At 55.7% G+C, this 19,436-nt stretch carries 14 protein-coding genes; 6 read left to right on the top strand and 8 right to left on the bottom strand.

What is annotated here, in order from left to right:
• The first annotated feature begins 274 nt into the window (after positions 1 to 274).
• The 4 genes from ACR3ZL_RS17540 (at position 275) to ACR3ZL_RS17525 (ending at position 6,255) form a co-directional block, all read left to right on the top strand.
• A complete protein-coding gene (locus tag ACR3ZL_RS17540) occupies positions 275 to 2,461 on the top strand; it encodes a preprotein translocase subunit SecA (protein ID WP_473651821.1) in 2,187 nt (728 codons plus the stop codon).
• A gap of 111 nt (positions 2,462 to 2,572) precedes the next feature.
• Positions 2,573 to 4,375, top strand: a complete 1,803-nt coding sequence (locus ACR3ZL_RS17535; protein ID WP_473651822.1) for a right-handed parallel beta-helix repeat-containing protein — start codon at positions 2,573 to 2,575, stop codon at positions 4,373 to 4,375.
• Positions 4,376 to 4,895: 520 nt separating this feature from the next.
• Positions 4,896 to 5,903 carry a PIN/TRAM domain-containing protein gene (locus ACR3ZL_RS17530; protein ID WP_473651823.1) on the top strand — a complete coding sequence of 336 codons (1,008 nt, stop codon included), beginning with the start codon at positions 4,896 to 4,898 and terminating at the stop codon, positions 5,901 to 5,903.
• A gap of 19 nt (positions 5,904 to 5,922) precedes the next feature.
• Positions 5,923 to 6,255, top strand: coding sequence for a co-chaperone GroES (locus ACR3ZL_RS17525; RefSeq protein WP_473651824.1), 333 nt, complete (start codon positions 5,923 to 5,925; stop codon positions 6,253 to 6,255).
• A gap of 173 nt (positions 6,256 to 6,428) precedes the next feature.
• Here ACR3ZL_RS17525 and ACR3ZL_RS17520 read toward each other — a convergent pair whose 3' ends face one another.
• Complete coding sequence (locus ACR3ZL_RS17520) at positions 6,429 to 7,046, bottom strand: hypothetical protein (protein ID WP_473651825.1); 618 nt, start codon at positions 7,044 to 7,046, stop codon at positions 6,429 to 6,431.
• A 264-nt stretch (positions 7,047 to 7,310) separates the two neighbouring features.
• Between ACR3ZL_RS17520 and ACR3ZL_RS17515 the strand changes: the two genes are divergently transcribed.
• On the top strand, positions 7,311 to 8,552 hold the full coding sequence (locus ACR3ZL_RS17515; protein ID WP_486172824.1) for a hypothetical protein: 1,242 nt from the start codon (positions 7,311 to 7,313) through the stop codon (positions 8,550 to 8,552).
• 415 nt (positions 8,553 to 8,967) lie between these two features.
• Here the strand turns inward: ACR3ZL_RS17515 and ACR3ZL_RS17510 are convergent, their stop codons facing one another.
• From ACR3ZL_RS17510 to ACR3ZL_RS17480, 7 genes are all read right to left on the bottom strand, one after another.
• Positions 8,968 to 10,803, bottom strand: a complete 1,836-nt coding sequence (locus tag ACR3ZL_RS17510) for a hypothetical protein (protein WP_486172823.1) — start codon at positions 10,801 to 10,803, stop codon at positions 8,968 to 8,970.
• Positions 10,736 to 12,220 (bottom strand): IMP dehydrogenase, encoded by a 1,485-nt coding sequence (guaB, locus tag ACR3ZL_RS17505; protein WP_473651828.1) that lies wholly within the window; start codon positions 12,218 to 12,220, stop codon positions 10,736 to 10,738. The genes ACR3ZL_RS17510 and guaB overlap by 68 nt, the downstream gene beginning before the upstream one ends.
• A gap of 186 nt (positions 12,221 to 12,406) precedes the next feature.
• Entirely contained in the window at positions 12,407 to 13,420 is a 1,014-nt protein-coding gene (locus ACR3ZL_RS17500; RefSeq protein WP_473651829.1) for a hypothetical protein, read from the bottom strand.
• Positions 13,413 to 14,513 (bottom strand): thiamine phosphate synthase, encoded by a 1,101-nt coding sequence (locus ACR3ZL_RS17495; protein WP_486172822.1) that lies wholly within the window; start codon positions 14,511 to 14,513, stop codon positions 13,413 to 13,415. The genes ACR3ZL_RS17500 and ACR3ZL_RS17495 overlap by 8 nt, the downstream gene beginning before the upstream one ends.
• Before the next feature lie 26 nt (positions 14,514 to 14,539).
• Positions 14,540 to 15,754, bottom strand: coding sequence for a tRNA-queuosine alpha-mannosyltransferase domain-containing protein (locus ACR3ZL_RS17490; protein WP_486172821.1), 1,215 nt, complete (start codon positions 15,752 to 15,754; stop codon positions 14,540 to 14,542).
• Positions 15,735 to 17,048, bottom strand: coding sequence for an O-antigen ligase family protein (locus ACR3ZL_RS17485; protein ID WP_473651833.1), 1,314 nt, complete (start codon positions 17,046 to 17,048; stop codon positions 15,735 to 15,737). The genes ACR3ZL_RS17490 and ACR3ZL_RS17485 overlap by 20 nt, the downstream gene beginning before the upstream one ends.
• A gap of 207 nt (positions 17,049 to 17,255) precedes the next feature.
• The gene (locus ACR3ZL_RS17480) at positions 17,256 to 17,972 is read right to left on the bottom strand and encodes an apolipoprotein acyltransferase (RefSeq protein WP_473651834.1); all 717 of its coding nucleotides are present in this window, start codon (positions 17,970 to 17,972) and stop codon (positions 17,256 to 17,258) included.
• A 726-nt stretch (positions 17,973 to 18,698) separates the two neighbouring features.
• Between ACR3ZL_RS17480 and ACR3ZL_RS17475 the strand changes: the two genes are divergently transcribed.
• Positions 18,699 to 19,142: a thioredoxin domain-containing protein gene (locus ACR3ZL_RS17475; RefSeq protein ID WP_473651835.1), complete on the top strand. Its 444-nt coding sequence runs from the start codon at positions 18,699 to 18,701 to the stop codon at positions 19,140 to 19,142.
• The last annotated feature ends 294 nt before the right edge of the window (positions 19,143 to 19,436 follow it).

Below are 19,436 nucleotides of genomic sequence, written 5' to 3'. Positions count from 1 at the left end.
GAATTCTCGTGTAGTCCGGGAACACGGGATTGATCTGCATATTGGAATCGACCAATTCATCCGGACTATTCAGATTCAACGGAACGGCAGGCACAGGCAACGCATCTTGCCTGTTTTGACGCCGATTGCAGTCACTGTTTATCTAAGTCACCGAGAATCCGGGTAAAATGCGGTTTCACGCGCATTCGAACTCGCCGCGATGGTGTTTCGGAGCGTAAAACGAGCTTCCGTTTGATACATAATTCTGCTTTTCCGCCCATCGAACCGCTGAACGATGTCCGATTCGACTGCCCCGAAACCCAATCCGACGGACTCCGTGCCTACTGGCCCAAATCCAACCGGCTCGATCCCGGCCGTTCCTGCAGCTGGAGATGCTGCGCCGGATAACGCTGCGTCGTTGCCGGACGACACCTTGATACCAGTAGGCGGCGGCGACGAGCCCGAGTCGCCGGTCGCGGAGATCGCGACGGCGCCCGATGTCGCGAATCAACGTCGCAGCGGTGATCCCAGCGCAGGCGGTGGTTCTCGCTTCAATTTCCGAAACTTGCGACCGCGAATGGTTCGTTGGCGTCGTCAATTGGCCCGCGTTAACGAGTTTGAGCCGATCCTGGTGAAAGAGGATGACGCATCGATTCGAAAACGCAGTCTAGCTTTGCGATACCGAGCGATGGCCGGCGAAAAACTGAGCACGTTGTTGCCGGAAGGTTATGCGCTGTGCCGCGAGGCCGGACGACGCGCGCTGTCGATGCGGCATTACGACGTGCAGATCGTTGGTGGGATCGGATTGTTCGAAGGCCACATTGCCGAGATGCAAACCGGGGAAGGTAAAACGCTAACGGCCACGCTGCCGCTGTATCTGCATTCGTTGGTCGGCAAAGGAGCTCACCTCGCCACGGTCAACGATTACTTGGCCAAGCGAGACGCCGAGTGGATGACGCCTTTGTTTGAAATGCTGGGCATCAGTGTCGGCATCATCCAAACGGAAGACGACCAAAGTGCGCGGCGGAAAAGCTACGGCGCTGCGATCACGTACGGGACGGCCAAAGAGTTTGGTTTCGACTTCCTGCGGGATCGATTGTTGCTGCGTGCCCAAAACCGAATGCAGACCGAGATGTTGGGCGGCGGAGATGGCGGCTTTTCGGACTCAGGTGACCAGATCGTGATGCGGGGGATGCATTTCTGTTTGGTGGACGAAGCCGACAGTATTTTGATCGACGAAGCTCGAACGCCGCTGATCATCGGTAGCATCGAAGACAACGTTCGCGATCAAATCGTTGAAACTTACAAGTGGGCGTCCAAGCATGCACCGGAATTTGAACTCGACGAGCATTTTGAGATTGATGATGAAACGAAACGCTATGAGTTAACGGCTCGCGGTCGATCCAAGGTACGAGCGATGCCGAAAAACGACCTTGTCCGAGCGATGGGGTTGGTCGATTTGTACGAGTACATCGAGCGTAGCGTGAAGGTGCACCGTGAGTTTCTGTTGGACCGACAATACGTGATTCGTCCTAGCGAGAAAGATCCGAAGATTGATGAGATCGTGATTGTCGACGAATTCACCGGACGACTTGCCGAAGGACGAAAGTGGCGCGACGGGATTCACCAAGCGATTGAGTCCAAGGAAGGTATCGAGATCAGTGTGCCAACCGGACAGGCGGCACGGATCACGGTCCAGGATCTGTTTCTGCGTTATCCGCACCTGGCTGGGATGACCGGGACTGCAGCCACCAGTGCCAGTGAGCTCGCTCGTATCTATCGAACGCCTGTTGTGCGTGTGCCGACGAACCGACCGCCCAAGCGTGAACAGCTTCCGTCGAGGGTTTTCGGAACGTTGAATGCGAAATTCGAAGCTATTGCGAAGGAGGTCGCGGAAGTGCATGCGACGGGACGGCCGGTTTTGATCGGTACCCGTTCGATTGATAAGAGCGTTTTGCTTTCAGGCATGCTGACCGAACTTGGGATCGTGCATGAGGTATTGAATGCCAACAACGTCGAACGCGAGGCGGAAATCGTTGCCGCGGCTGGAGGTATTGGAAAAGTCACCGTCGCGACCAACATGGCCGGGCGTGGTACGGACATTAAGCTAGCCGACGCGGTGGAATCGCGTGGCGGCATGCATGTGATCTGTACCGAGTTGCACGACGCGGCCCGAATCGACCGTCAATTGATTGGGCGGTGTGGACGGCAAGGCGACCGTGGATCCTACCGGCAGTACCTGTCTTTGGATGACGATATTTTGAAAGGTGGTTACGGCCAAATCAAATACGACAAGCTGAAGAATCGAGGTGAGGCCAACACAGGTAGCGCGGACCGATTGGCCAGCATGTTTCATCGGGCTCAGCGTAAGGTGGAACGTCGCCACTTCCGCGATCGAATGGTGTTGATGCATCACGAGAAAGAACGCAAGAAAATGCAGCGTGAGATCGGTCAAGATCCATACCTTGATACGCCGGATTGATTCCTCGGCGACCCAATCGCAAATGCGTTGGTGTACATTGTCATTCGATTTTATGCATCGTTGTCCGTTATCGGATTCCGCGACGCGTTCTCCAATGTTAGGTGTCATCGAATGAAGATTGCTCCCGTTGTTGTCTGTCTGTTTTTAGGGGCGTCGGCGTGTGCCGACACGATAAACGTAGCAGACCATGGGATCGTCCCGAGGCAAGATGTCACCTATCAAGTCAACCGTTTGGTTGAATCGGTTCAGGGCAAAGACAATGTGACGTTGTTCTTCCCGAAAGGGCAGTACGATTTTCACCCTGAAAACGCAGTCGAGGAATATCGAGCCGTTGCCAACCACGACAACGGACTCAAACGCATGGCGTTCCCGCTATTCGATTGTCAGAACCTGACCATCGATGGTGGCGAATCGACTTTCATGTTTCATGGTCGCTTGGTGCCATTCACGATCGAGCGGTGTCGCAATGCGGTCATCAAGAATCTGACGATCGATTGGGTTCGCTCGTTTCACGCGGAGTTGACTGTTGTGGAAAGAGACGAGGCTGCGAAGAGCTTCGTTGTTGAGACGGATCGTGATAAATACCCGTATAAGATTTCTGGCGGTCAGATCCTCTTTCAGCGATACGGCCAAGATGATCCGATCGGATCGAACATGGTGTTTGATCCTAAGACACGATCGCCGATCTACAACACGAACCAGTACTCAATCAATTCCAAGCAGGCCCGCGTCAGTGCGGTGGGCGATAACCGCTTTCGGTTTGATAAGGGCGTCAAGACTCCACCGCCAATTGGCAGCGTATTGGTCGTCTACGGTGTGCATCCGACAAGTCGTTTGTGTCACGCCATTCAAGTGACGAATTCAAAAGACGTGTCGATCGAAAACGTGACCGTGCACGATGCTGGCGGCATGGGGTTGATTGTCGAACGTACCGAGAACATCTCTCTGAATAAGATGGTGGTGACATCCAATGACGAACGCATGGTTGCCACGCGTGCTGACGCCACTCACTTCATCGGATGCAAAGGCACAATCCAGGTTGAGAATTGCCTTTTCGAGCACATGTTGGACGATGGGATCAACGTGCACGGCGCGTATGTCAAAGTCGAAGAGTACCTCGGCGATCGAGAATTTCTTTGCGAGATCAGCCACTTCCAGCAGTGGGGTTTGGTCTTCGCCGAACCTGGCGACCGGATTGCGTTGCTCTCCAGAGAAACAATCATGCCGTTCGCGGAGACCAGCGTTCAAAGCGTGAAGATTCTTAATTCGCACCGCTTCGTGATGACCGTTTCGGAAGTGCCTGATGCTTTGCCGGAAGGTCCGATGTCGGTCGAGAACCTGACGTGGAATCCCGACTTGATCATGCGGAACAACACGATTCGTGAGAACCGAGCGCGAGGAGTGTTGGTGACGACCAAAGGAAAGGTGCTGATCGAGAACAACCATTTTTCGCCACAGATGCACGGTATTCTGATCGAGGGAGACAACAACAAGTGGTATGAATCTGGCGCCGTCGGTGACGTGACGATCCGTCACAACGTATTTCGCAATGTCGGCTTTGAAGGCGGAGCCAAGTACCCCCTTTTAGCCGCGCCGCTACTGGCGTCCAGTCAGAGAATGGGTGAAGGGCAGTATCACCGTAATATCCGTTTCGTTGACAACACGATCGAGTCATTCAATGGGCTAATTGTGCAGGCAAAGTCGGTACGTGCATTGGTGATCGAAAACAATCGCGTGACGTTTAGTGAAGACTATCCCGCGGTGAATTCCTTCCCCGCGATCGACCTGCAATATTGCGACGAAGTGTCGATTGTTGATAACCGGGCGGCCGGGTTTAGCCGCCCATTGCAGGTTGAGATTTCGGCGGACACCAGTCATTTGACGATTGGCCGAAATCAAGGTTTGAAACAATAGCTAACGCGTCGACGGCTTCTCATTTTTAGGGAGTGGTCGATCCCCACTTTGGGGATGGGTGCTGGACTCGTTGTACGACTTGTCGCGTGGGGCGTCTTCTTTCCCGTAGAGGTTCGCCTATGTGGCTTGCCTGCCGTTGTAGCTGGCGAGACCCTCTTTCATAACCAATTGAAGCGATCGCCCTGTGACAATTTGCTGCGATTGGTTCAATTGGTACAGATGAACTTTTCGGTAATACCGAACGTCTTGGTGTCATCAGGTTGGTTTCATGTTCAAAACCGTTACCCGGCCCCTGGGCGGATCGTTTTGAGCATTTACACTGGCGTGCTTATTCATTAGGGCACTTTTCAATTGGCCCGCTCATGACCCAATTCGGTTGGTCGAGCGGCATCGTTCGGAGTGGTATCACTCACTGCGTCGTGGTTCGTAGTCAAGCCAATCATTAAGGCTTGAGCTGACCACCTATTTAATTCATTACTCATTCCAGGAACGTTCTCCGCAGTCGGAGATCGCGAACATAATGGCACTGATCATACTGAGACTGTTCTTTTTGCTGTGCGCTGGTGGCGTTTCGGCGATCATCAATTCCTCGTTGCCCAGTGGCAGCTCGGAATCGCTGCCGTGGTTGAACTTCGTGTTCATCATGGGAGTCGCCGTTGCGATGGTGATTGTCGATATCTATTTGCCTCGTAAGCGAATCGATACGATCACGTCGGTCTACTTCGGCGTGTTGATCGGTGTCTTGCTGACATACATTTTGACGATTGCGGCGGCCCCGTTGATCGAACAAATTGGCAATGTCAATGAAGTTCGATTGGTGCTTGGGCTTTTGCTGTGCTACTTGTGCACGTCGGTGTTGTTGCAAACCAAGGACGACTTCCGCTTCTTGATTCCGTATGTGGAATTCGTTCGTGAAGTGAAAGGCTTCAAGCCGCTTATCCTCGATACCAGCGTGGTCATCGACGGCCGGATTGCCGACTTGGTCTCGACTGGCGTGTTTGACAACCAATTGATCATGCCTCGTTTTGCCTTAAGCGAATTGCAAGCGATCGCAGACAGCAGTGATAAACTGCGTCGAACTCGCGGACGTCGAGGCTTGGACGTTTTGAATCGACTACGTGCCGACGACAACGTTGATTTGCAAATCTTTGACCGAGAATTGCCCGAATTGGCGGGGCAAACGGTTGATTTGAAGTTGGTTTTGCTTGCCAAGCATCTCGAAGGCAAGGTGGTTACGGGCGACTTCAACTTGAACAAGGTCGCAAAGGTGCAAGGCGTTCAGGTCATCAACCTGAATGAGATCAGTAACGCGCTTCGTCCGGTCTTCTTACCCGACGAAACATTCCGATTGCGTGTTATTAAGCCAGGGGAAGGTCCCGAGCAAGGGATCGGGTATCTTGATGACGGAACGATGGTCGTTGTCGAAGGCGGACGCCATCGAATCGGTCAAGAATTGGACGTTCGCGTGACCAGTACCCTGCAAACTAACGCCGGCAAGATGATCTTCACCAAGGTCGACGCCCGCTAAGTCGGAATCAAAGAATACAATGGCAAAGAAAAAAGCAACCGCCTCAACGTTCGAATACGTTGAGCCGATCGGTGATCGCGTGTTGGTGCGTAAGGATGAGCCCAAGCGGGAAACCCGTGGCGGGATTGCCTTGCCGGACGCCGCCGAGATCCCCACCATTACCGGACGTATCGTCACGATTAGCGCTGCGGTCGAGAACGACGAGGAACTACCGCTGCGTCAGTACGACAAAATTCTCTTCCATCCGAAGGCCGCGATCCCGGTTGACTTAGAACATGACAACCAACTGTTTGTCGTGCCGGTTGACGACATTGTCGCTGTGTTCCGCCGCCAGGCTCCCGACGACGAATAAGCAAGCGTCGTTCGCCTAGAGAATTGTTTGCGTTTGGCTGTAAGTGCGGACTTGCGGGGAATTCAACTGGTAACGGGTTGCGTCGCCGTCTCAGTCTTGCCGCCTGGTTCCGGCCGCTCTGATCAGAAAATGCCGCCCGTGTTGGGCGGCGTTGAATCAGGGAAGTATCCGGCTCAGTTGATTAACTGGGCACCGGATGGAAGTGGACTTTCGCTGATGATTTCGTCACCTTGCGAGTCGAACTTCCGTGAACTGTAGCTGTTACGGTCATAGAAGTTGTCGCCTTGGATGACGCCACCTTGGTATCCGCCGGTAGGATAGCTTTCGCCCATGTAACCTTCGTTAATGACGGGGCTACCTAGGTAAGGATCCATCACGGCGCCACTGTGCATTCCGCTATACGGTTGGCACGATTGGCAATCGCCCGCCATTCCGGAAACATAGCCGCTGTCGTAGCCGCCGCCGTCCATGCAGCCTTGGTTGGTGTATCCGCTGCCGACACAGCCATCGTTGCAGGTTGGGGCTTGAGCGTAAGCTGGTGCTGCGCCACGGTTGAATAGGCAACCGCGATTGAAGCAACCGCCGCGAGCAGGTTGTGCGTAGTTCGCTGGTGGAGCGACCGCGTTGGGCGCCGGTGCGAGCGGGTTCAGTGCGGTGCCAACGGCGCCGACTCGGCTGCAGAGGCCGCAACTGGCTCCGCGACCGAACAAGAAGTTTCTCATTCCACCGCAACCGGTCGTCGTGCCCGTGACCGCCACGAGCGCTATAAGTGTTAAAGTTCGGACAGACATCAAAGTTTCCTTCACGGGAAAAGCGAGCGTAAACGTTGGCCTCGGATGGAAGACCACTGAAAAGTAGGACGCAATTCGTGTTGTGCAAACGCAACGTCGTTTTTTTTGGGCAACATTTGGTTGTTCGGACGCAACAGCGCACCCAGGTCGTTGTTTTGGCCGATAGAAACCCGGTCCGGTGAACGCTGTTTCATTTTTGTCGCCGCCGTATCGCACGTGTTAATGCTCCCAACTTCTACCCGGACTACCGGTTCGATTGAAAACATGAAGCAACTACCGAAAGACGAGCCGGCTTGCACATGTGTGAACCACTGCTTCATTGTGGTGGCTTCGCTTCTATCCGCGATCGCCTGGGGCGGAACGATCGCACACGCCGAACCTTCGGCTGCATTCTTAGGCGGCCCGTCACCTTCTTTATTGCCGGTGTCGTCAACACTGTTGGAAACACCTAAGGCTGATCGGCATGTATCGAAGACCACCGGTCTGGAATTGGCTCGTCCGGTATCGCTTTCGGCTGCGTCTGGCGAAAGCGAAACAGACGGATCGATGAGAACGTCTTTTCCCATGCCCTCATCGCTCGCTACGCCGGCGTTGCTCGCGACCCCAGCGTCGCTTTCGGCCGAGGTTGAAGGGGATCGGCTTTGGTTGCTTAGTACCCGACATCTGTCGTCGAACGCTTGCCGAGTGAACTTGCGCAACCCGAATTTCCAGTTCAATCGGCTTGACCGTTGCGGTCGTCGAAGCGACAGCGATTTGGGTGACTATCTATCGTCGATGTCATCCGACCGGCCGCGGATCATTTACATCCACGGTAACCGTCGTGACGCTCCCACCGCCATCAGCCAGGGTTTGTGGGTTTACCGACAGCTCGCCAGTCGTCGGCCATGTGATCAGCCGTTTGATTGGGTGATCTGGAGTTGGCCCAGCGATGCCGAATCGATTTTGATTTCGGACGCGCGTAAGAAAGCTCAGCGAACCGACGCGCAAGGATTGTACTTGGCGTGGTTGCTTGCTCAGCATCATGCGAGTGCACAGCCAACGGCTTTGATTGGCTTCAGTTTCGGCGCCCGGATCGTCAGTGGCGGTTTGCACGCGTTGGCGGGCGGTTCGATTGGTCGCCGTGCGCTGGATCAACCTGCTATCACGGGTGCCAACTTCGATGTCGGCTTGCTAGCACCCGCTGTTGACAACACTTGGATGTCATCGTGCGGCCAGCATCGGTACGCCAACCAAAACATCAACGAGATGGTGTTGTTGTACAACCAACGTGACATTGCTTTGAAGTACTTCCGGTTCATCTCGCGGAACTCAGATTCTCAAGCTCTCGGATGCACCGGCCCTCGCTACATGGCTCCACGATATGACGGAACCCCGTTGCCGATTCGTGCGAGCGATTGCTCCCGCACCGTCGGTAACCATCACAGCGAGCAAAAGTACTATAAGAACGCTTGCTACGCTGGTCGCGAGATGGCATCGCTGATCAGTACATCACTGATCGTTCACTGATCGTACCCGCACTTAAAATGCGGTTATTGGCCAAGGCAACGAGTCAGTCTGACTTGAGTCGAGCTTGAGCTCGGTGCCTGTTTGTCCGCAAACCACAACGGCCATTGCGGCCGTTCCTAAGCTTAGGTGTGCTTGATCAGCAGGGAACTAGTGCTTCGGCTACATTTCTTTTTGGGGCTGATCGTAGTGGATGAGGCGACGAATCCCACCCACTCACCAACCAGACGGGCTCGTCGCCTCGCCCACTACACCCCAAAGTTGAATATGGATGAAGCACTAGTGCTTCATCTACATTTCATTTTGGGGCTGATCGTAGTGGATGAGGCGACGAATCCCACCCACTCACCAACCAGACGGGCTCGTCGCCTCGCCTACTACACCCCAAAGTTGAATATGGATGAAGCACTAGCAGTCCCTAGGGCACCAGCAATGCGGTGCCGGTGATAGCGGCCGCTTGGTACCACGCACCTTTGACGCTCAATGGCACGGGTGGGATGATCCACGGTGCACAGTTGCCGGGGCGATAGTAACCCAACGCGTATTGGCATTCGTGCGGCGAGTGAACGCCCATCTTGTATGGCAACACAGCAATGTTGAAGAAGAAGTGAGCCGACGAGATGATCGGTTGAGCGAACGGACCCGCAGTGTGACCGTAGCGTTCCAGGTTGACCTCTTCGAAGTACAGTGGCTTGTGACACAGGTTCGATGCGGTCCAAGTCATGGTCGTTGGAGTCCAGCTTCGAGGCGTGTAGGCCACTTGTTCGATCAGGCATTCCGTTGGCAGACCCCAGTTTTGAGAGATGTACGCCAGGTCGGGTTCGCTAAGACGGTTCAGCGGAAGTTCTTCATGCGTGCCGAACTCGGTCGTGATGATTGCCTTTTCGTAGGCAAGGTCCGCAAGACGTCCGGTGCCGAGAGATCGGCCGTCGACCGATCGCCAAGTTCGTGAGGCTTGCTTGTCGCTGAACTTGCCCTTCAGCTTGGAGTATTCGGCTTCGTCGATCACGTCAGGACGGAACGGTGGGCTGATGTCGAGCGATACTTGATCGATCGTGGACGCTTCGATGCGATCGCGGAAGTCGTCGCATGACAAGCCGGTTCCGCTGTTTGCAGGTCCCTCGTCGTCATCGCTGAAGATCGATGGACGATCCTCTTTCGATTGAGCACGACGTCGCTCGCGATCCGCTTCTCGACGAAGACGATCTTGTTCACGTTGCGCGTCGCGATCGGTTTGTTCACCGAACGGGTTGGGAGCAAACGTCTCGAGATCCGATGGCGATTCCAAATTGTCGAGTGGTTCCGCGGGTGTCTCTTTGGGTGGAAGTGGGTTTTGTTCCATCAAGTCGCGGATCGATGCATCACCTTGTGACTGCGACGGTGCAGGTTCAGTGGGTGACGATTGCATCGGGCTCGGCAACGTTTGTGCCGGTGGATCGACTTCAAACAGATCCGATAGCTCCTGCGGCACCGACTGGGGCGCTGGGATCTGTTCGATTTGTGGAGTGGTGGTACGCGGTCCAGGTAGCTCAAAGGCAGAGCCAGGTGAGTTCTGAGGGATTGCGGTCGAGTCGCGGAACAGATTGTCCGGAACCGACATGCCGCCCGGATTGTTAGGGCCTTCGTTTTGGGCCATCCACACCACCTGTTCCACTGCGTTGCGGTGGGCGATGTTGGGATCGGCTGCGTCAAGATTGACGGGACGACGCAAGACGGGTGCTTGAGCAGCTTCGCGAAGTTGGTTCGGCGAGCCTTGGTTGTAGGTTTGCTGGGTTGCGGTCGCGTTGGCTTGAGTCTGCGCCGTTTGCACCAGGGTTGGTTGTGCGGCGGTCGAGGCGGCCACTTGGCTATCCGGCGTGGTTACCTGGTTGGACTCATCGAAGGCCGCGTCGCTAATTTGGCGAGCCTGACGAGCAGCCACTTGTGGGCTGGTGCGCCACTGCAGATTCCAGCCGGGGCGTTGGGTGGCTGGTTGAGCCTGGTTTCCAGAATACGACTGGTTTCCGGAATAGGCTTGGCTCGCAAACTGAGCTTGCGAGCGAGAATGGGCCGCAGGTGCGGGACGGAAATGGCGATTGTTTTGCCATCCCGATTCTTGTGCCTGGGCCGCGTTGGATGCAGCGAGCAGGCCGCATCCGAACGCAAAGAAAGCCGGTGCGGAAGTCTTAACGACCTCCGCGATCAGGCTAGCTAGTTTCGCCCGATGCGACATCGGGGCTGTAGTTGGGCGCTTCTTGAGTAATCGCGATGTCATGCGGGTGGTTCTCCCTCACCGTGGCTGCCGATACGCGAAGGAATTTCGCATCTCGACGGAGTTCTTCGATCGTCCGTGTTCCCAAGTAACCCATGCCGGCTCGAAGACCGCCTACCAACTGGTAAGCGTAATCGGACAGCGGGCCTTTGAACGGCACGCGTCCTTCGACACCTTCGGGGACAAGCTTGCCCGCCTCGGTGCCTTTTTGGCGATACCGGTCACTGCTTCCTTTAACCATCGCACCCATTGATCCCATCCCACGGTACGCCTTGAACGTACGACCTTGGTACAAAATCATTTTGCCAGGACTTTCAGCCAGGCCGGCAAATAAGCTGCCGATCATGACCGTCGATGCTCCGGCGGCTAGTGCTTTGGTAATGTCACCGCTGAAGCGAATGCCGCCGTCAGCGATAACAGGAATGTTCTTTTCGTGAGCGACTTGTACAGCGTTCAAAATCGCGGTCACCTGCGGCACTCCAATGCCACTGATCACGCGTGTTGTACAAATCGATCCAGGACCGATGCCGACCTTCACCGCGTCAGCTCCCGCAGCGATCAAGTCCGCTGCCCCCTGAGCCGTCGCGACGTTCCCCGCCACAACATCGATGTCCCATGCTTTGTTCGTTTTAATTTCTTTGACGGTGTCGATCACGTTCTTGCTGTGCCCGTGAGCGGAATCGACCACAAGTAGGTCGACCCCTTGAGCAATCAGCTTCTCGGCTCGCTCGAAATCGCCGACTCCGATCGCTGCACCGACTCGAAGTCGGCCTTGTGGATCTTTGCAGGCTCGAGGGAACCGCTTCATCATGTCGATGTCGCGAATCGTGATTAACCCCGTCAGTTTTCTTTCTTCGTCAATCAGGAGAAGTTTCTCGACCCTTTTTTCCGTTAAAATCTTCTCAGCTTGCGCAAGACTCACATTTCCCACAGCCGTTACTAAATTATTTTTTGTCATGACCTCCGAAATCGGCAGATCGGGGTCTTCCAAAAAGCGTAAATCGCGGCGTGTGAGGATCCCGGCGAGGGTCCGGTCGGTGCGGACGATCGGAATTCCGGAAACATTTGCCTTGTCCATCAGCTCGGCGGCTTTGCTGACTTTTTCTTCTGGGGTCAGCGTGACGGGGTTTACGATGATGCCGTTGGCCGATCGTTTGACCTTCAGCACCTCAGCGGTCTGCTCTTTGATCGACAAATTCTTGTGCACAATGCCCAAACCGCCCTCTTTCGCCAGAGCGATCGCCATTTCGCCTTCGGTGACCGTGTCCATGGGGGACGAGATCAGCGGCATTTGCAGCCGAATTCGCTGGGTAAGCTGGCTGCTGACGTCGACTTCGCTGGGCACAACTTCGCTGTAAGCGGGAAGCAGAAGAACGTCGTCGAAGGTGATGCCGAGATCACCAATTTTGTCGTGAAACATGAAGTGGGCTGCCACTGAAGGGAATGGTTCAGAAGGCGAGCGATTATGACGCGCAATGGCCCGACGGTGTAGGGCGGGCAAATTAACCGAATCAGGCGGCGAGTCGGAAGTTTGCGACCCGCCCCCAGGAACCCGCTAATGGCGGAAAGAGCCAGGCTGCAGCCGCATAGGGCCCGTCGCAAGGATCTACTTACGAAGCTTGCCCAATAGAGCTGGACTGCCTTCGGTGGTGATCCAGGCTTGGGAGTCGCGGTCCCAGGCGATTGCTTCGATTTGTCGCCACTTGGGAAGTTTGGTGGACTCGGGGGTGCGGGACAATTGCGAAAGAAGGTCGTCGCCCGGTTGGTGGGCGAAGCGAAAGGTTTGCCAGTAGTTCACGACGATGATCTCGCCGGTCTTCCAATCCCGGTCGGCTCCCGTCGCGCCTGGCACCGGAAGCGTAGTTAAACGTTTCGCAACGACAACGGCTTGGTCAGAGGTTTTGGTCTGTGTTTCGACTTGAACGTCGGGCCGTGTTTCGATCTGGGCGTCTGTCGAGGCCTCGTTCAGTCGGACTCCGTACACACCGGAATACGGAGCCACCGTCTTCGCCAAAAACATGACTTGCTGACTGGATGGCTCGAACCAGATCGCTTCGCAGTCGACTGGACCGCCTTCGAATTGAATGATCGTTCGCGACCACTGCTTGCGAGTCAGTTTGCTATCGGCGTGCGGATCGGGCTCGGCGAATTGATAGAGGACCACGCTGGCTCGCCGGCCGTTGTTGTTGCCGCTATCGGCAACGATGATTTGGGCGGTTTCGGTATCGACGTTGGAGGCCTTCGACGCATCCCCAATATTCGACGCATCCCCGATATCAGTGACATCCGATAACGGATTTCTTGCTGCGGGCGTGATGATCGTCATCTCTTCCCAATCGATTGCTTTGGCGTCTTTCAAAACGCACGATCCGGTTCGCTTGCCGGTCTTGTGATCGAAGCAAAATAGACGAGCGGAATCGCCGGAGTCGTTGTGTGTCCAAACACAGTTAGGGTCTCGATGCGAGAACGCCAAGCCACTGCTTTCGGTCAATTTGGGTTCTTGCAAAACGACGGTGGTCGCGACGCCATCGTCTGCGCCCAAGAAGGTCCCGATACATAACAGGCACAAGATCGTCAGGATGATGGCGATGCTTGGCTTGGAGCGTAGTTGGCTAAGCATTGGAGACGGGCACCAAACTGTTTTGCTGTAGGGATTGCAAGAAGCGACCGGCGGCCTCGGCAATGTTGTCACCGGACAGGCCCCCGGTGACAGCGATGCGGCTGAACCCAGCGACGGCGACTTGTTGCACGTTGTCGGTCGTGATGCCGCCGATTGCGAAGGCCGGACGTGGCACCGATTCGGGTTTTGCAAAGTATTCCGAAACGGATTGCAAGAAGCTGCACCCGGCATAGTGATCGAATTGTTTTGTGTTGCCGGGAAACGTGGGGCCGCAGCCAATATAGTCTGCACATGATTCCATAGCCGCTTGGACTTGTTCCATGTCATGCGTTGATAGGCCGATGAGACGATCGGCACCGACAATACGACGTACGGCCGCTGTCGGAAGTTCGTCCTGTCCAACGTGAACACCATCCGCGTCGGCCGCAACGGCAATGTCGGGGCGGTCATTGATAATCCACAACACGCCTAAGTCGCGAGCGGCTTTGGAGCCGATGCAGGCCCGCCCATAGAGGGCTCGGTCATCAAGTTGACGGTCGCGAAGCTGGATAATTCCTACGCCAGAGTCAGCGAGTAAACGGATTCGCTGTAGCATTTGATCGGCATCGGCTTGGCCATCGATCAACGCGTACAGGCGTGCTGCCTCGAGTCGCTGACGTCGCGTGTCGGCGGTTAACGACAGACATTCCAGTCGGGCCGTCACGTCGTAAACGCGGTAACGAATCTGTTCGACTTCGCTTGCAAATTGGGCGTCGATCGACTTGCCGTATTCTTCTAAGCGGCGCAAGGCCTGTTGGACGCGAGAGGACGCGGATGCAATCAGGCTTGCGGTGTCGGGGCGCGACTGCTCGCTAGCGGTCGACGTTTGGGTTCCGATATCGCCAGGCGTGTTGCGGGATGACAGTAATTCCAGACGCGGCAATCGGGCGACGGCGAGCGAAAGTTCGTGTCGAAGTCGCTTAAATTGAAATTGCAGTTCCGCTGCTTCCAATACGAAGCGGGCGGTTTCCTCCAGCGCCCGTAAACCCTCGGCCGCCCGGTTCGCGTTCGCGTCTAACACACGCATGGTCGAGGTCGAAGCGTTAGGGATCATGCGGTGCAGAGGAGCGTGAGGAACGGCTAGGAAGTCCGAAGCGTAACTTGGTCGAATCGTTTATCCATGATAGGAACGAGGTGCGACATTCGGTAGTCGGCGATCTTGTCGCGGCATTGCTGCCGACGCGTTTCGCGGTTCGCAACATCCAGTTTCGCGATGGTTGCAATCTGGTCGACTGCATTTTCAAGCGAATGGTACAGCGAGTTTGGGGGCACCAGTTCGGGGTAGCTTAGTCGATTGGGCAGCACCGGAATCGCACCGGCCCAGATCGCCTCGCAAACGGCGATGCCAAAAAACTCGTGATCGGCTGTCGACACCACGACGTCCATCTTAGTGAGGTGTTTGGCGTAGTCGTCGCCAGCGAAGCCGTCGTGGCGAATCCGATCCGCGTAACGTGATCGGATAGTTTCTAGTTCCGGCGTCTGGCTGGGCCTTGCCCCCAGTAGCACGAGTTCGAAGGGGATTGACCTTTCATGCAGCGCGTCGAGAAGTCGAACGAATTCGTCGGGACGCTTGTCAGCCTCCCAGCGACTGACCCAGCCGATGACAAGCGGCAAAGGTGATTCGGCGGGAGTGCTCTTTTTTGTCGGATTGGCAGCTTCCGTTCGTCCGACTTGCCGTGTCACTGAGGTGGCATTCGCTTCAAAGCCGGGTGGCAAAACGGACGATCGTTGAATTGCTTCGTCGATGCGGTGGGCTGGCACGTTATCAGGCATCCGGCGAAGGAAAGTCTGGCTAGCGGTCCAAAATGATTCTTGATGAAAGCGTGAGTTGAACCAGATCTCGTCAGCGGCCAGTGCGGTTAACAGATTGGTGTAGCCGTAGTGGAAGTCTTCTCGTGCGCCGGGTGCGGTGGGATAGGTCCACTGGTTCTCGTGAAAGTACGCAACGATCGGTGTGCTTGGCGATATCAGTGGCGGGATGTTCGGGTTCTCGGGTGCAGCAATTTGTGAACGCTGCATCAAGCCCAGCCATTGTGGCAAATCCAGCATGTCGGTGCAGAAGACGAGGTCCACTTGATGTGAGTTGCCATTCGCAGGATTGCTGTATTTGGCTCGTTCGGACAGCTTTTCGATGGCTTGTTCGGCCAGTGCTAAAGGTGCCGATCGCATTCGCCATTTCCAGTGACGAGCAGGGCCGGTCACCAGCGTCCACTCATGTCGACTGCGCCGCACGACGTTGTCCAGAAAGGATTGATGGCTACCGCCGTAGTACGGTTCAATCGCCAATATATGCATGTTCGGCCGTACCCGTTGAATCGCTCTCGTCGGCAGTCATCGTTTCCAACACGGGGGCCATCAACGCAACCATCCACAGCATCGTAAGTGTGGTTGGGAACGATTCTAGAATGGTGTCTTCGACTAGGCCGGAGACCAAGACGTATACCATCACCGCTCGCATCCACTCATGTTCGGAAAGGGCACCAAACAGGAATGACCAAATCAGAAGGCCAGCCATGATCGCGGCCGCTACCAATCCGGCGGAAAACGAAACGTGAAGGAGAAGGTTGTGCGTTCCAGTCGCTTGTTTGCTCATCACGCTGGCAGCGCTATCGAGTCCCCATCCGGTCACGGGACGTTGTGCGATGAATCCGATCGCTTCTTCCCAGATAACTGTCCGGCCGGTGAGCGAGGTGATCTCTTCGACGTCGCCACTCTTGGTGACCGCCCCGACGGCGGATTCAGAAAGCGGGCCTTCGCCGGTCAGTAATGAAATGGCAAGAACCGCCACCATCACCAGTGAAACGGCGGATACGAACAGCACCACGCCACCGCGACCATAAAAGCGATCAAACAACAGCATCGCCGTTGCTGCTCCACCGGCCAAGATCGCGGTACGACTCATTGTGCCCACCATCACCGCCGCAACGACAAGCAATGAACCGATGCAAAACAACCGGATCCATGGACCGTCCATTCCGATCGCCAGTTTGCCCTTGGTCGTACCGACCAACATCGCGATTAGTGCTAGGCCAGCCGCGATGGCGGTCTTGGCGATATTGTTAGGGTGGCCGGTTCCGCCCATTCGAATGACGCTGTCGGCGGCACTGGTGTATTCCACAAATTGCCCTCGTTCGGGAACCAATACATACAAGCCCAGTGTGAAGACGAGGTACAGGACAGTTCCGGCCGTCAGACAACCGACGACATTGCGGACTCCGAGAGTGGCCAAAGCCGCAGCCAGGAAGATCAAATAGACCAGGTACAGCAACGCCGAAGCCACGCTGATCGTACGGATCTCCGCCGCGGCGAAAACGCTGGTAGCTAAAAAGACGGCGCCTAGGGTCAGCAACGCGGTTGCCGGAACGGATGCCAAAACCCGCCGAGTCCGCGGACTGACCAACAATGACAATGCGGCGATGGCGGCCGCGGCCGCCCCGAGCCCTAGTTTGAGGAAGGTTTGCAATCCGGTGGACTGCGTCGCCCGGTCAAAATCGGCGCTCGTTTTGAACTCGACCGGATTGATCGCGGCGGCCCCGATCAGCAAGATCGCTACGATCCACGGCAGGATTCCTCGCGACAGTGGGGCCAAGTTGTTTCTCCGGATGAATAACGTGAACGGACAGGCCCCCAGGTTAGTCGGTAACCCGGATTTCACCACGGCTACGGCGTTTCTCGGCCGTTTTCTCTGTCTTCTGCATTTCGCTCGGCGATAGCGCCGGAGGCTCCAAGGAGTCGTAGGCAGTAGTTGCGGATCTGGTGACGGGAACCTGTCGCCGGTGGTTGGGCCATTCCGCGGTTATCGACGGGGCATGTAGAGGTCGATTTGCTGTTCTTGGTAGGCTCGCCACTTCACCCCATGGCGCCAAAGCTGGAAGTAGGGCTCGAAGGGTTCGAAGTCCGTCGCGATCGAATTTCGCATCATTGGCCACATCAAGTAGTCACGCAGCATTGGGTCGCAATTGATGAAGTAGTAGGCCGGACGCAGCGATTGGCTGATGGAATGATCGGGGGCCGCCGCCTCGATCCAGGAGGGTGCTTCGTCCTTGAGTAGACGAAGCAAGTCTGTCTTCTCGTGGTCTAACTTCGGATGTTTGGGCGGGATCCCCTCTAAAACTCGCACCTTTTCCACCGCCCTGAGCTTTTGCGAAGCTTCGGACATGCCAAGGTCGTCGGCGAGTCGGGCTAGACCAGAAAGCCATTGTTCGCCGGCCAGACGCACCAGTTCGGGTGAGATCTCAGCGGGTTGGCGGACGACGAAAAAGGCATCTTTGCCGCCTTGGGGACGACGATCGTCGCCAGCCACTTCGAATAAGTCGTCGAGCCGTTCGGCCATTTCGGCACATTCCGGAAGACCGTCGAAGATGCCATGCAGACCGTTGCCGTCGGGCCGAAAGGACTGGAAGAAACCGACGAACGCGTCCTCTTCGGTCGCTCGTTCCGGCGTCATGCCGACTGCGTCACACATCTGTCGGAGGATCCGAGCGTGTGTTTCGTGAAGATTATCGAGAGTCATGGCAGGGGACTGGGGTGTCGGTGACTGATATTTTGAGCGAACTTGGCTTGTGACTGTATGAATTTAGGCAAACAGTCGGCGATTACCTACCCGGCCGTTGTAGCGTGGGCTCATCTCCGTCAGCCCTTTTCGGAGGCCAGGTTTTGAAGGGACTGAAGATGGTTGGATACGCGTAGATTAAGGGTTTTTGGGATCCGATGGGGGGTTCGTTGAACGCTGTTATGGATGACAGGTGACCGTTAAGTGGAGTCCAATTGAGGACATCTGCCGTTCAGAATGAATTCTGGAATTTTGCGTTTCCGTGCTTGCATGACCAGTTGAGCGTCTTACAATCCTCGCCAACCTGTCTGAACCGTATTACCCGCGCAGCTTGTCCATAGCCCCCAGTATGGGGTGGAGTCCTGTTCAGGGCGTCGGAAATTCAGGTCGAGGTCATTTCCGTCGTCGGTGTGGAGCATGCCGACAGGAGCCGACTTAACAGCAGTAAGGTGCGATTGCCGCGGATCGTTGGGAAAGGATTTTCCAAAACGCGTTGGCGGTCACACAAAACTTGTCTCGACGGTTCTTTTCTATTCTCGAGTAGGATCTGTAGTGTTCGCGGGCCTTTCGTTTTAAACGATTGGACGGACGCCCCAGCCCTTTCAGACACGGATATGCGTCTGGCTCACTTGGCGGCATGGTGCCGCAACTGTCGCGACAGCCTACTTTGTTAAAAAGGAAGCTTGAATGTTGTCACTGTTCATGGGTCTGACACTTGCCGTAGTCACCAGCGGAGCTGCTACGACTCAAACCGGTACCAGTCAAACGGATGTGTCGAAACACCAGAACTACACCTTGGCCTACAAGCAGTCGGTCGAGGAACACAAGCCACTGATGGTCGTCGTGAGCGCGGGATATTGCCCGGCGTGCGACGTGCTCAAGAGCACCACCATCGCAAACATGGAACGATCCGGCGAATTGGATGCCGTCAGCGTTGCCGTTGTTGATCGCGATGCTGAACCAGAACTGGCCAAGCAATTAATGGCCAACGAGAAAATGGTCCCACAGATCATTTTCTTCACTCGTACCGAAGATGGACGTTGGGACCGCCGTCGCTTGAAGGGCTACCAGCCGATTCAGCCGGTTCGCAATCTATTGCGTGTCGTCACCAGCATTACTAGCCGCAGCTAAGCGAAAACCGAAACAGCTCATTTGAATTCGAAACCCTGGTTGGTCATTAAGATCAATCAGGGTTTTTTTGTGGAAGTGGGAAAGGGCCACAGTGTGGCAGCGGCACAGTGTTGCAGGGCCTCAGTGTTGCAGGGCCTCAGTGTGGCAGCGGCACAGTGTGGCAGCGAGGCTGGGGCACAGGGAGACTGGGGCCACAGGGGTGGGCGTGCAGCTTGATGGTGCCGCGTTTCAGTGAGCTTCTGCATTGAGAACCTCTCCCGACGAAGTGGGGAGAGGTCGAGCAGAGCCGTTCAG

The sequence above is a fragment of the Rhodopirellula sp. J20-39 genome, from assembly GCF_057365095.1.
The sequence above is the reverse complement of the archived record's forward strand: the minus strand, read 5'-3'. Positions and strand labels throughout refer to the sequence as shown.